Annotated in this window: 7 protein-coding genes; 3 read left to right on the plus strand and 4 right to left on the minus strand. The window is 35.0% G+C overall.

The features are described 5' to 3' along the window. Positions 1–314: 314 nt before the first annotated feature. The 4 genes from KW844_RS14875 to KW844_RS14890 form a co-directional block, all read right to left on the minus strand. Positions 315–3026, minus strand: a complete 2712-nt coding sequence (locus KW844_RS14875) for a S9 family peptidase (RefSeq protein ID WP_218377578.1) — start codon at positions 3024–3026, stop codon at positions 315–317. A gap of 231 nt (positions 3027–3257) precedes the next feature. Then, the gene (locus KW844_RS14880; RefSeq protein ID WP_218377579.1) at positions 3258–3494 is read right to left on the minus strand and encodes a hypothetical protein; all 237 of its coding nucleotides are present in this window, start codon (positions 3492–3494) and stop codon (positions 3258–3260) included. Between the two features lie 216 nt (positions 3495–3710). Continuing rightward, entirely contained in the window at positions 3711–6344 is a 2634-nt protein-coding gene (locus KW844_RS14885) for a lanthionine synthetase LanC family protein (protein WP_218377580.1), read from the minus strand. A gap of 81 nt (positions 6345–6425) precedes the next feature. After that, complete coding sequence (locus KW844_RS14890; RefSeq protein ID WP_218377581.1) at positions 6426–6665, minus strand: hypothetical protein; 240 nt, start codon at positions 6663–6665, stop codon at positions 6426–6428. Positions 6666–6923: 258 nt separating this feature from the next. On the opposite strand from KW844_RS14890, the gene KW844_RS14895 reads away from it, so the two are divergent. The 3 genes from KW844_RS14895 to KW844_RS14905 are packed head-to-tail and all read left to right on the plus strand — an operon-like array spanning position 6924 to position 14150. Next, positions 6924–10019 carry a SusC/RagA family TonB-linked outer membrane protein gene (locus KW844_RS14895; protein WP_218377582.1) on the plus strand — a complete coding sequence of 1032 codons (3096 nt, stop codon included), beginning with the start codon at positions 6924–6926 and terminating at the stop codon, positions 10017–10019. A 20-nt stretch (positions 10020–10039) separates the two neighbouring features. Next, the gene (locus KW844_RS14900) at positions 10040–11455 is read left to right on the plus strand and encodes a RagB/SusD family nutrient uptake outer membrane protein (RefSeq protein ID WP_218377583.1); all 1416 of its coding nucleotides are present in this window, start codon (positions 10040–10042) and stop codon (positions 11453–11455) included. Positions 11456–11474: 19 nt separating this feature from the next. After that, positions 11475–14150, plus strand: coding sequence for a glycoside hydrolase family 2 protein (locus tag KW844_RS14905; RefSeq protein WP_218377584.1), 2676 nt, complete (start codon positions 11475–11477; stop codon positions 14148–14150). Positions 14151–14533 lie beyond the last annotated feature (383 nt).

Genomic DNA, 14533 nt, shown 5'->3' on the forward strand with positions numbered 1-14533 from the left:
GCGCATGGCTATGGAAGTCAGGGATCTGGCAATTGCTCAAATCGTTGTCTTATGTGGCGGAAATCCTGATATTTACTTCAAAACATAAAGAAATGGTCGGAATTTCTTCCGACCATGACTAAGCCAAACCCCCGATTTTATGATTTACACGGTTTATGAGATACTATCAAATTTATATACCTCCCGGATTTGCTCCGTAATGTCGGATATACTCATTCCTTTTGCGTAAAAGGAGATAATTACTTCTTCCAGACCCTGTGCAATCCCTTCCATTTTAGGTGCAATCATAGGCTTAAAACCCAAATCAACGTCAGCTATAGTTTAATCTGAGCTTGATTCTTTATTATGTGCAGTTTTAAATCGTTCCTAATATTTTTCCACTTGTCAACGGTTTTTTCTGTCATCCACCTTGGTGCCGGATATCCTTTTAGATAGTGATTATAGAACTCGAACATTCTTTGGCTAAAGTCTGGAACCCCATTTCCAGTTAATACATGCGATCCTTGTTGATACTCGAGAAACCATATTTTCTTGTTTAGATTTCTTAATGCTATATAGAATTGAACTGCATCTTCAAATGGGCACCTGTCATCGTTTGTTGTATGCATTAAAAGCAGTGGAGTTTGAATCTTATCGGCTTTCAATATTGCTGTATTATTTATATAGAGATTAGGATTTTCATATAAGGATTGACCAAAATTTGGTTGTGCACCCATGAAAACACCATTGTTCGATCCAAGTCTATGCATGGAATTATATCCGCTTATGGGATTTGCCCAGCCAGAGGCTACGACAGCAGCTTTAAACATGTGTAGTTGCGTAATCATAAATTCCGTTGTGATGCCACTAAAGCTGCAACCAGCTATGCCAATATGATCCATATCTGCATAATTTCTGTGTGATAATGTGTTTATTCCTGACGCAATTGTCTGTGTCGCTCCCATAAAAGTGTTGCCTTTTGGCCGATAAATGTCTGGTGCAAATACCATATAACCGTTGCTTACATAGACAGCAATATTAGGCATACAATTTCCGGTAAGTGCTTGAGGAGTAATATATCCATTCATTGTATGAGTTACATCTTCATATGAACAAATTAGAATTGGGTACTTTTGGGTAGAATCAAAATTTTCTGGTTTATAAAGTACCCCGTAACTTTTGAGGCCATTGGGCAGAGTATAGCTTATAAGTTCATTTTGCATCCAATTGACATGCGATTGTGGATTTAGCTTGGTAAGATTACGGATTTTTTTGAAGTCCTTAGTACAATAAAGATTTGGTGCCTCGTTAATAGCGGATCGTGTGATAATATACATATCTGCCCCTCTTGCCTTTAACGGTATTCTGATAGGTGCTACACCTAGAATACTTGATTGCAATGTTCGAACGTAATAATACGGACCTGATTCGAGCTTAGTTAGCGTATTAATATTATTAGCATTAAAAGAATAAAATCCATGCTCCATTGATTTCTTATCAATTGCCATTAAGTATTTTATACTTTGTAAGTTTATAGTTTTGTCAATAAAATTCGATATAAAATAAAATTGTGTTTTGTTGGTTGATCCATATCCATTTGTTAAGTTTTTCGTTTTGAATAATCCTTTACAGTCAGCCATGTAGATGTCATAGTTGTAGTAGATGAATAGAGTATCATTATCTGGGGACCATCCAGCTACACGTATATTGTTGAGTTCTTGTGTTTTCTCTGAAAGCGGTTTGGGCAAATCTAGAATTGTCAAATAGCGATTAGCTTGTATGTTAAATAAGGAAAGGGTACTGTCAGTGTTATAGATAATATATTTTGATAATGGAGAGATCTCTTTTATGTCTCCATATGTTATATCTGTATTAATTATCTCATTTCTTTTTAAAGAGATCGCTTGGATCGGTTTGTGGTTATATCTTGCAGTACTACCAAAATCTTCAACCTCGGGTCTTGATGCCACTATGGACCATTTGTCTCTAGGTCGCATAATATTAGCCATCGAGTCATTTTCTAAGGCATACATCGTGGAATCATAAAGATTATAGGAGTATAAAAGTGTAATAGGTTTTTCTTTATTAGCTTGAATAACAGGAGCCATTCGATCGTCCAAATAGCTCCAAATTACCAGTGACGCATTCTTAGTATCAATAGTTTCAATGTTATTCTTTATTGAAACAGAAAATATTAAGCAACTATCGTCCTGTGATAAGCTCAAGTTATGTGGTAATATATTAAAGTCAATATTGCCTTGGATATTCTTGCTGGTGATTATTTCAGTTGGATTTTTATTGATTTCTAATATTTTTGAAGAATTGTTTTGTTTGTGTGTTTGGCTAATTAAAGCGTACATTCGGTTCGATAGCTCTGAATGAATTATTTGGCTTAATATTTCAGATTTATCATTAAAATGATAAATAGTATCAATTCGAAATGATTCCGAAATTTTTAGTAGGTTTCGGTTTCTTGTTAATATTGGTACCTCCGTATTTTGAATAAATCTATATTGCTCTATTGAGTCGATTCCTAATGATTTTCCATTTTTTAAATTTATAAGCTCAATTTCCTTATTTTTTTTTTCAACAAGTAACCATTTACTAATTGGAATTGAGTATTCTTCACTATTTATTGAATTGGATAGAGTGATATTTTTAATATTAGCTGTGTATGAGGGTGTGTCTTTCCCTAAATTTAGTATGATAAGGGTGTCGTTTCTTAAACCAATAAAAGATTCATGTTGCCCTAGCTTAACCAACTCAAATTTTGTTATATCCAAAAGTGTTACTTTCCATTTTTTATCTATCGATTCGACACAGGTTGAGGTATGTTGTGTAGGTATATTGTTTATTTGATAGGCATAGTATTTACCTGAATAGCTTAGTTTAGTAGAATTGACTTGCAATTGAGGCCAATTTTCATAATCAGAAGGTGTAATTGTCGGTTTATCTTGCCCTTGAGCTCTAGGTATTATTGTGGCAAGAGTGATTAATATGAAACTCAAAATACGAGATGTTTTCAATTGGTCATGGCTGAATGTCATTTCACTTATTATATTTATTCCAATAAATGTATACTTGATTATTATTCTGGATTGTTATTTATATGTTATGCATATGTTAATGCTGAATTTTATTTTGTTGGAACGTTAAATAGTATTTTATTTATGGACTGCAACCATATGAACATTAATGCGGAAGAGATTCCGATATAGCAATCAGAACCTCTTCCTATTAAAATTCTTATCTAATTCTTGATATTAGATAAAAAATGCTTACAGGCCTTCGTAAACTGGAACAGTAACACAAGGAGCGCTTTGAATTGTAGTAGCTGCAGTATTAGTCAGGAATGAAGCTCCGTCTAAAGTTGCATTTACTGGTAAAGAGCAAATTGTGGTTTCAGGAGAAGTTTTAACGAAGATTCTGTCAAATTGTTTAGCTTTAGAAGCCAATGCGCCAGCAACGATTGCGAATAAACCTACAGCTGATAATAAGAATTTTGCTTTGTTCATAATAATGGTGCTTTTATATTAAAAAGCTAAATTGTAGTTAGTGTTCTCATTTATAATAATAGCAATTTAGGAAGAGAACAATAACCTAAATTGTATATCCGGATTTCTTAATACTTTATTTTGAATTTTTATTTTGTCAGCATCGGTGTTAACTTATTAAAGTTAGCTATAGTATCTGCTATGAACATGCAGTGACGATTTCTTTTTTTACAATCATCACATTATTTCAAAAACCGGGTGTTGACTCCTAGTTGAAGAAAGTCTTGCAAGGAAGGTAATGATCCCACTATTCCCATGAAACATATCAGGAGTTTTAGAACGACTTACATTGTTGTGCCAGTATGTTAATTCTTCAGGTTTTTCAATTTTGAGTATTTCAAGATAATTGGCTATTAACAATGCTTTATAATAGTAACTATCATCATTTAATATATAAAAGGCATCGAGGTAAACGTGACCTACTCCGCAAATGCCAGTTGCGATGCCAAATATTTCCCTCATGTTGTTTATATCTACGCTGTTTAATATGGTTTTAGCAAAATTCCTATATTCGTCTTTTTTAAATGCATCGTATGCTTGCAGTAATACATAGGCTATACCGGTTTTCCCAAACAGATAAGAGTTGTCACACTTATCGGATTTCATTTTCATAATGTTCTTTAAGCATCTGTGTATATGGATATCCATTGAAGAACTCTGCATATCTTTTCTGTGCATTAGGAGATATAGAACAATGCCGGCATTCCCAGTTGCGATACACTCATTTGATTTGCTTGAAGCAGCCTCAAAAATCCAACTTCCGTCGGATTTTTGAGTGTCTTTAAGTATATTGTTAATATCCTGTAGCTGACTTTTATATTCGGTTATATTTAGTTCGTTAAAGCTTTTTAATAGGAATATCCCTTTGCCTGCTAATCCGCTCCAAAGATTTAATTCACGTACTGGTGTCAGTAAAATATTTTCTGTCACTTTCCTTATTTCGTTGGATGCATTTAATTTATTATTCTTTATACTTTGAGCTAAAGCCATTCCAATTCCATATGTGCCAGTCATAAGACCTGGTTGTAGGTCCTTGGAATCAATATATACTCTTAGTAGGTATTCAATGTTTTCGCGTAGGAATGCATCGTTCGACATCATTTTGTCGGCACCTAATATTGAGCTTACATAGAATTGTGCGATAATAATTCCTGATATTCCGCTGTATAAATTTGTTATAATACTTTGCCTCTCGTCATATTGTAGTTCCCTCGATTCATCAGCTGTTGATGATAACCATAATTTCAATGAATTACTATATAATGAAGAATTTATTGCCCGCATACCTCTCGCTATTATATCTTGAAATATGGGTTGCTTAGTTGCATTTAGTGATGGTGAATCTATTAGTTCGGTTTTGTATGTATTTATATTTTTTATTATTTGTTCTGGTTGAGGTCTTTCCATTTTATTATTTGATACACATTCGGCGATTATACATACAACATCTGAGTCATTAATGAGCTTTTGAAGTTGTATGCGTAAATTGTCTTCTTGCTCAAGGTCAAGTAATGCTGGGTTTATTCCTGTAAATAGGAATATTAATAATGTTCCTATAGAATATATGTCTTCTGCTATGTCCGGTACATATCCAAGATGCAATGATCTCTGGGGATCTGTGTAACCTGGTGTTATACCAATATAAATAGGACCGAGTTTATCCGGATTAACTTTGTAACTCATTCCGAAGTCTATTATTTTCACAGCCTTCTGATTAGAAATTAGGAAGTTGGATGGATTAATATCTCTATGAATAATGTTATTGTCATGTATTAATTTTATAATATTAATAATCTGTAAGGCAATATCAAGAATTATAAGTTTTTTAGTTGTGGAAATACTTTTCCAACCATCCATAGTGTGGAGCCTAAATACAAAACTAGCAAGGCTCATCCCATGTATTTTTTCTACTACGAGGGATGTTTCCATCTCGTCATGAACCAAATCTAACGGTGAGGAAGTGATATTGTATTTTTTTAGAATATTTAATACATGATATTGCCATGTTATGTTGTCGGCTGCGTCTAGGCCAGATGAGTTTAATATTTCATTTCTTCGTCCAGTTTTTATTACACAAGTTGTAGGTAAATACCATTTCTTGAAAAAGATCCCCTTTAGCACTCTTCCTTTAGCGTCCTCACGCAGGATTTCAATACCAACGGTTTTTTTACCAATTACCATTGAGTTTTTTAAGTAATTGTATTGCTTGTATTCATTCCAGATCCATCTAACTTTTTTAGTATGCCTATAAGGATTTGTTAGTGGGTTGAGAACCAAATTGCCATTTTTGAGCCTTGCATAACGTTTCTTCCTGCCATCTTCGCCGTTAAAACTAGCACAGTCTGTGTAATCATACCTCACGTGTATTCCCTGGAGTAGATGAAAACTCCCTCGAATTAGTGGAAATCTATTAGATGTTGTTAATGAGGTTAGGTTCTTTACAATTTCAATGGCTTCATTTTCCGAAGTTGGGTAGATTAATATTAGTTTATTTTGTAACTCAGGACCAAAATGACCAAAGAGAATTTTCTGGTAATTCTCCTCGCTAGTGGGCATCTGAAAGCATAAGTTGTTCATTAAAAGGTAGGATATGATACTAGGTATCACTTTATCTATATGTGAAATTACCGTGGTGAATTCTATTATCCATCCTTTTTCATGTTTTCTTTCACCAACAGTCAGATATGGTGGCTCCTCTTTAATTGGAACGTTGTTTTCATCAATGAATTTTTTAAGTTCAATATTTGTAGTAAGCCTATCTGATGAATTTATAGATGGATTAGAGGAAATGTCTTTATTAAAATGCTCCATTCTGTTTTTTTTGCTGCTATTTTGGGTGGAGTATTATTCTTTTAACTAAGCTAGTTTTGGAATTTGACTTATGTATTCCGTTTATTCGTAGCCTACACAAAATTCAACACATGAATCTACAGTCTCTTGACGAGCAATTTCGTATGCATCGCCTAAAGTGTAGTCTGTGGTAGTCAAAAATAATAATGTGGTAATATAACAAGGCCCTCCATGTATTGAGGGTGCATAAAATGTTGAGATAGCCTTAGCTTTGCTTCCAACCGCTGCTACAACTATCCCTAAAAGTCCCATTGCCACTAAAGTAAGTTTCGCTTTTTTCATACTATAAGAATTATAATGTTTTCGGCTAGGTTTACCTTGTTTTTATTGATGAATTACTGGTGCCATTGTAAAAATATTATTCTCTACTGCGATTGCATTTCAAAGCCAGTATGTTTTTGACCTCACTTGTTATGTATTTGTTAATATTTGAGTACGAAAACCCAAATGAGAAGTTAACTTAATTGTAAATCAGCTGTAATATTTTCGCTGCTTACCTAATTCTTCTGATCCTTAATTGATATAAAGATGAATATGTATATGAAAATAGTTTATATCACATTTCTATGGGGTATCTTCTTATTTATAAGTGCTCAGGGGAAGGCCATACCAATTATGCTAGAGAGTAGCGATACAAGTAGTGCGAGCTTTCTAAAAGGGCGAATACAAGATTTGCATGGCAATTTATTAGCCGGTGTTAGTGTGAGTATAAAGGGGACCAAAATGGGCACAGTAACAGATAACCAAGGCAACTTTTTTTTTAAGAAAATAAGTAGTTCTGCTATTTTGGTTTTTAGTTATGTTGGATATAAATCACAAATGTTGAATGTTCCAACTACCAGAATGATGCTTGTGATTTTGGAAACTGCTGAAAATCAACTCGATGAAGCAGTTGTGCTTGCTTACGGGTCAACAACAAAGAGATTTAATACAAATAACAGTGGAAGTGTAAAAGCAAGTGAAATTGCTGCCCAGCCTATATCAAATCCACTTTTAGCATTACAAGGAAAAGTTCCTGGTGTAGTGATTACACCCAGCAACGGCGTGAATAATGGGGGAGTGAGGGTTACAATACAGGGAAATACTAGCTTAAGTGCACTAGTAGGCAATGATCCTTTATACGTTATTGATGGAGTGCCATATACTTCACAGTTAATGAATAGTCCTCAGTCTTTAGTTTTAGGGTCATCCGGTACCGTTGGAACAACTACAACTTACGGGAACCCTATGAGTTTCATTAATCCTTCTGATATCGAGAGAATTGATATTCTAAAGGATGCAGATGCTACTGCTATTTATGGGAGTCGTGCGGCGAATGGAGCCATTTTGATCACAACCAAAAAAGGTAAATCTGGTAAAATGGCTATAGAGTTCAATGCAAATACTGGATTCTCCAAGCTTGTAAAATTTGCGAATTTGTTACGGACACCGGATTATATTACGTTAAGAAAGGAAGCTTTCAAAAATTACGGACTTACGCCAAGCGCGATTCCAGGTACTCCTACTTATGCTGTGGATTTAACAAGATGGGATTCTTTGCGATATACGAATTGGCAGAAGGAGCTACTTGGAAGCTATGTTCCCTTTTCAACTTTAGAAGCTTCAGTTTCGGGTGGTAGTGATAATCTTCGATATAGAATTTCTGGTACATATCGTTATATGGGATCACTATTTGAAAATGCTTATGGTCTTGATCACGATCGTAAAGCTTCTATGAGTGCAAGTTTGAATTCAAATAGTTCCGATAATAGGTTTAAAGTAGATTTAAATGTAAGGTATATGTTTGATGGCAATAAAATGTCAAGAACCGATTATACTGCGTCTGCGTATCGACTCCCACCTAATGCACCTGCTTTGTATAACAACGATGGATCTTTAAATTGGGAACCTGATATAAACGGAAATAGTTCATGGACAAATCCATTGGCACAAAAATATACAGGTTATTTTAACAATACAACGAATCTTGGTTCCTCATTAATGTTAAGTTATAACTTCCTGAATGGATTACAGTTTAAAACTTTATTTGGTTATAATAATTTGCAGACTGACGATTACAGTTTTAATACCAAACAATCATTTTCTCCTGAAACTAGGACAATACTTAATACAACAGCGATAAAAGGTTCATATAATATAAATAATTGGGATATAGAACCACAAATACAATACTCAGATAGACTTGGTGTTGGAAATTTTGATGCAATTGTAGGTATGAGTATCCAGCAAGAAAATAGAAGCGGACTTGCAATTAACGGGACTATTTTTTCTTCAGATTTGAGCATTTTTGATATTAAGCAGGCTAGTAGTATTACAATAAATACAAATGAAATTTCAACTTATAAGTATAACGCACTATTCGCTAAACTGAACTATAATTTAGACGACAAGTATATCTTAAACCTTTCTTTTCGACGAGATGGTAGTTCAAGGTTTGGAAAGGCAAACCGTTTTCATGACTTTGGAAGTATAGGTGGAGCGTGGATAATATCAGAAGAAGGTTGGTTCAAGAGGATTGGGAATTTGGTGAATTTTTTAAAGTTGCGAGCATCATACGGAACTACGGGAAATGATCAAATAGGTAATTATTCTTTCTACAACTTGTATAACGTTGTAAGTGCTCCAATTTCATATCAGGGTATTACGACAATAGCCACAAGTGGTATCCCGAATCCTTATTTACAATGGGAAGAAACTAGAAAACTTGATATTGGAATAGAACTGGCTGTTTTGAAAAGTAGGTTGATAGCAAGTTTGGGATATATAAGAAATAGATCGAGCAATCAAATTGTTGCTTATGATTTGCCCGCCACGACTGGTGCATCATCAATTAATCAAAATTTTCCAGGTTTAATTCAAAATAGCTCATTTGAAGGTACTATTAGTACGATTAATATAAGGAGGGAGGAGTTCTCCTGGTCTAGTAATATAAATCTAACCATTCCCAGAAATAAATTGGTAAGATTTGAAAATATTGAGTCTTCTAGTTATGCCGCTAAGTATAAGATTGGTGAGCCAATCACAGTTGTCAGGATTTTTAGATATGCAGGAGTTAATCCTGAAACGGGGATATATGAATTTTATGCAGCGGATGGTACTAAAACTTCCAATCCTAAAACCAATATTGACGATTTGACATATGTAAATTTTGCTCCAACAATGTATGGAGGATTTCAAAATACATTTTCATATAGAAACTTTCAAATTGATTTCTTTATTCAATATACCAAACAGCGAAACGCGGATCTTGCAATAGCTGGTGGAGGTGGTGTTCCCGGAAATATGATAAATGTATTAGAATCGATTATGAATCGATGGCAGAAAAAGGGTGATATTACAAATGTTCAGAAAGTAGCCAACTCTAGTCAGTTGAATAATTCCACTATTGCTGCGTATACCTCTGATTTGGTTTATCATGATGCCTCATTTGTGCGTCTGAAAAATGTTAATGTTTCTTATAAATTGCCAACAAATTGGCTTGAAAAGATTCATATTCATCAAGCAAGAGTATACGTACAAGGGCAGAATTTATTGACAATAACACCATATAAGGGGCTGGATCCAGAGAATCCAGGTACAGCGGTAACCCTTCCGCCACTTATGACCATTGTTGCTGGTATAAGTATCTCTCTTTGATTTTAATTAAAAAAAACTACATGAAAAGCTCGTTGCTAATTTTATTCATTTTGTCATACATGTGTGTTGTTTCATGCGAGAAATTAGTAGAGGTAGCGCCACCTGTCACCAGTACGAATGGGGAGAATGTATTTGAATATACTTCTACAACTATTTCTGCAGTGACTGGATTATATGCAGCAATGTCGAGCGCCACATTTTCGGCGGTTGGAGATATAAGAACTATTAATGTATATGCTGGTTTGTATACTGATGAGTTATCGTTATTTCCGAGTCCCAACGTTAATCGCATTTATCAAGATTTTTTTACTAATTCACTGTCAGCTCAAAAAGGTGGAAATGGAGGGCAGTATTGGAATCTTATGTATGCAAGGATATATAGATGTAACGCCTTGCTGGTTGGGATAAACAATAGTATAAATATACCAGATGGTATCAAAAAACAGTTAATAGGAGAGGTCTTATTTGTAAGGTCACTTTGTTACTATTATTTGCTGAATTTCTATGGGAATATACCTTGGATTGATGGGATTGATTATACTATTAATTCCCATGTTAAAAGGAATAACAGTACTGAGATACTAAAATATTTAGTGGCCGATTTGACAAAAGCTAAGGATTCTCTAAGTCTTAATTATTTAGATGCATCCCTACTTAAAACGGTCAACAATGCGAGGTTTAGACCGACGTCATATGCAGCTTCGGCGCTACTGATAAAAGTATTGTTATTGCAAGAGGATTGGATAAATGCAGAGTTAGAAGCTAATAGAGTAATTTCAAATTCTCAAGTTTTTTCACTTGATTCATTGAATGCTGTTTTCTTAACAACAAGCAAGGAGGCAATATGGCAGTTGCAGGTTACATCTAGTAACGGTGCTACTGAAGAAGGAAATAAATTTATTCTACCGACAACCGGGGCGAGTGAGTCTGCTCCATTATTTTTAAATCCACGATTGGTAGCAGCTTTTGAAAAGAATGATAGAAGAAAGCAGGCTTGGATCGGTACAGCGCGGAGTTATAACTACGCTTTTAAGTATAAGGTTGCCAATTCCGTTGGTAGTCCATCAGAAGCTTTGGTTGTTTTTCGACTTTCAGAGGTTTATTTAAATCGCTCAGAAGCTAGGGCCAGGCAAGGGAAAATTGACTTGTCGCTTAATGATTTAAACCAGGTAAGGTCTCGTGCTTGGTTAGGGAAGGTAATGGGAGTTGCGCAAGATAAGTTGATTGATACAATTCTTCATGAAAGGCAAGTGGAATTATTTACGGAATTCGGTAATAGGTTTATAGATCTGAAAAGATTTAATAAAATTGACCTAATTATGCCAAGCGTATCTATAGACAAAGGGACCACCTGGCAGCCGTATTTTTCTTTTTTCCCTCTGGCTCAATCTGAAGTACAGGCCAATCCAAATATAGAACAAACCCCAGGTTATTAAAAATTAAAATAATTTGTTAATGCAAGTCTTTAAAAGTTTCTGTATACTCTTGTATTCTTGTTTGCAGTTCGCTGTTGCCATAGGGCAAACCTTGGATCTTGAAAAGAGTATTTCGAATGCAAAAATGCAAACAAGTAATTATGCTCGTGGGGCGATGGACTGGTGGGATGAATATCCTCGGCCTACTTTAGTAAGATCTAATTGGCAAAATCTTAATGGGGCCTGGAAGTACCAGATATCCGATTCCAATATGATTAGCTTTCAAGAATTTGAAGATACTATTGTAGTGCCATTTCCATTAGAGTCACAATTATCTGGTGTTAGGAAAAGCTTACTTCCTGCACAAACGCTCTGGTATTTTCGAGAAGTAGCTTCTTTAATATTAAATCATGGTGAAAGGTGTTTGTTGCACTTTGGCGCGGTTGATTGGCATACGGAAGTTTTCATTAATGGAAAATCGGTGGGAACTCATACAGGCGGATATGATTCGTTTAGTTTTGATATAACTGATTTTATTCATAGAAGGGGGGTCGATACAATACTTGTTTCAGTTGTTGATCCAACTGATAAGGGGATTAACCCACATGGTAAGCAAGTTTTGAATCCGGGTAATATTTACTATACACCCACTTCTGGAATTTGGCAGACTGTGTGGTTAGAAAAAGTATCCCAAAGTCGAGTAGAAAATGTTGATTATATTACTGATATTGATGAAAATGCAGTTATTATTACTCCAACTATTGCAGGGAATAGAGAATTAGATGAAATCGTTAGAGTTACCATTATGGAGAATGGTCATCAGGTGGCAATTGGTAAAGGTGTTGCAGGTACTCCTATTAAGCTGATTTTAAACCAACCCAGATTATGGTCACCTAATGATCCATTTTTATATGATGTCAAAGTACAGCTCATTCATAAGGGAAGAGTGTTAGATGAAGTAGCTAGTTACTTTGGTATGCGTAAAATTTCTATTGCAAAGGATGGGAATGGGTTTCCTAGAATTCAATTAAATAATAAATACATTTTCAATTTAGGGGTATTGGATCAAGGCTTTTGGCCAGATGGACTATATACAGCTCCGACTGCTCATGCTCTGAAATTTGATATAGCCACAATAAAGGCGATGGGCTTTAATACTATACGCAAACATATAAAGATTGAGCCACAGTTATGGTATTATTATGCTGATAAATTGGGTATGCTTGTGTGGCAGGACTTTGTTAATCCTCCACATGGCCTTCCCGAAGGCTCAAAAGGACAATTTGAAAATGAATTAAAAGCAACAATTAAGCAGTTGAATGATCATCCGTCAATTATATGTTGGGTCGTTTTTAATGAAGGTTGGGGGGAATTTGATCAGGAAAGAATAACAGAATTAGTAAAAAAACTTGATACTTCCCGCCTGGTAAACGGGCATTCAGGTCAGTTATTGTATGTAAGTAATAAACTTAGAAAAGATGTAAAAGTACCATGGGCGGGAAGTGATATTGCTGATATTCATACATATCCTTTTCCTCGATCGGTAAAAGGTGGGTATGGAAAAGTGGAGGTCATTGGTGAATTTGGCGGTATTACAGTTTCTGCGCCAAATCATAGTTGGAATGATTTACAAACATGGGGGTATGACACTAAAACACCTTTGCAATTTATGAGTATTTATCGTAAAATGATAGATTCTATTCAGAATTTAGAAAGGGGAGGATTAAGTGCCGCCATTTATACTCAGCCATTTGATGTTGAAACCGAGGAGAATGGATTAGTTTCATATGACAGGGCTATTCTTAAAATCCCTCTAGATACACTACGTTCCATCAATGCACATTTAACACATGTAAATACGAAGCTTCCCATTGATGGGTCGATAGCAAGGGCTTTTAAACCGATTAATGTAATGGATACAGATGATCGGTATACCGATTATTTAAAAGAAATTCAAGGTGGGCGGTCAGATTCTTCATTATTACGTCGAATGATTTTATTGGCATTGAAAAAAAAGGATACATTGAATCTTAATTATCTAACCACGAGTTTTGTTCAGTTAATAAAAGATCCATATAATTATGATAATGTTTTATTACTTACAACTGTCTCGATCGAGCCTAATAATATGGGGTACTCCATTTTAATAAAGGATAGTGCTAAGGTACAGCAAGTAATAGGACAAAAAAGGTATAAAAAATGGAAAAAACAAGTTATTCAAAATAGATTTATTAAGCCAGTTATGGGATCAAAAGAAGATGTTGATTGGGAGGCTATCGGCGCCGAAGTTTCACGTATATATGGTGACCAAGAAAAGGAATATGTCTGGGGGGCAGCCATGATCCAGAATCTAAATCGCAAGGATTGGAAGGATTTTGGTACATATTATAAAAAGTACTTTGAGGTGGCACTTGATCACAGTGATTATCATATTAATAATATGAGTTGGACTGTATTCGAAAATATATCCGACACCGTAATTCTGGAATTTGCTATGCAAGTAAGTAAATATAATTGTGAGTATAAAGATCATTCTGCAATTGCATTAGATACATATGCGAATTTGTTGTATAAACTAGGCGAACGATCAGAAGCCATAGCACTACAAAAGAGAGCCATTGCTGTGCGTCCCGACTTAAAGGAATTAGCCGAAGTTCTCGATAAGATGCAACGAGGGCTCCCCACCTGGCCGGTCGATTCCACACAAAGAAACTAAAGAGTCATTGATCATGGATTTCCGCTAAAAATGAAATGAAGTGAAAACTACTTCTTTCTACATCGAATGGTGTCCTTAACAAGAGAGGGGCACCTGGTGTCAAGGACCGGGATTCTTCCCGGTTCAACAATCTGAAATGTTGAGTTCTGCTATATAAAAGTTAAACTATTGTGTTGTACATCTGTCTTTCTCTGATGTCAGATAAAGTACAGTAACTTAAGGTAAGGAGCCGGGACTCTTCCTGGCTCCCTTCTAAAAGGAGTACTGATACGGAGATTATCATTTTTTTGCGGAGAGATAGGAGGAGATTGATTTTACAAAGAGATTAAAAAATAATTATAAAAAAACACAAAATAAATTTGGCTGGAATTAAAAAGAGTTAT

Origin of the sequence: Chitinophaga sp. sic0106, from assembly GCF_019219075.1 — a bacterium.
Lineage (GTDB): Bacteria > Bacteroidota > Bacteroidia > Chitinophagales > Chitinophagaceae > Chitinophaga.

What these genes read in the sequence shown, in the direction of transcription:
- KW844_RS14905 (WP_218377584.1), top strand. Translation starts at nt 11,475, where the DNA reads ATGCAAGTCTTTAAAAGTTTCTGTATACTCTTGTATTCTTGTTTGCAG.
- KW844_RS14895 (WP_218377582.1), top strand. Translation starts at nt 6,924, where the DNA reads ATGAAAATAGTTTATATCACATTTCTATGGGGTATCTTCTTATTTATA.
- KW844_RS14885 (WP_218377580.1), bottom strand. Translation starts at nt 6,344, where the DNA reads ATGGAGCATTTTAATAAAGACATTTCCTCTAATCCATCTATAAATTCA.
- KW844_RS14900 (WP_218377583.1), top strand. Translation starts at nt 10,040, where the DNA reads ATGAAAAGCTCGTTGCTAATTTTATTCATTTTGTCATACATGTGTGTT.
- KW844_RS14880 (WP_218377579.1), bottom strand. Translation starts at nt 3,494, where the DNA reads ATGAACAAAGCAAAATTCTTATTATCAGCTGTAGGTTTATTCGCAATC.
- KW844_RS14890 (WP_218377581.1), bottom strand. Translation starts at nt 6,665, where the DNA reads ATGAAAAAAGCGAAACTTACTTTAGTGGCAATGGGACTTTTAGGGATA.
- KW844_RS14875 (WP_218377578.1), bottom strand. Translation starts at nt 3,026, where the DNA reads ATGACATTCAGCCATGACCAATTGAAAACATCTCGTATTTTGAGTTTC.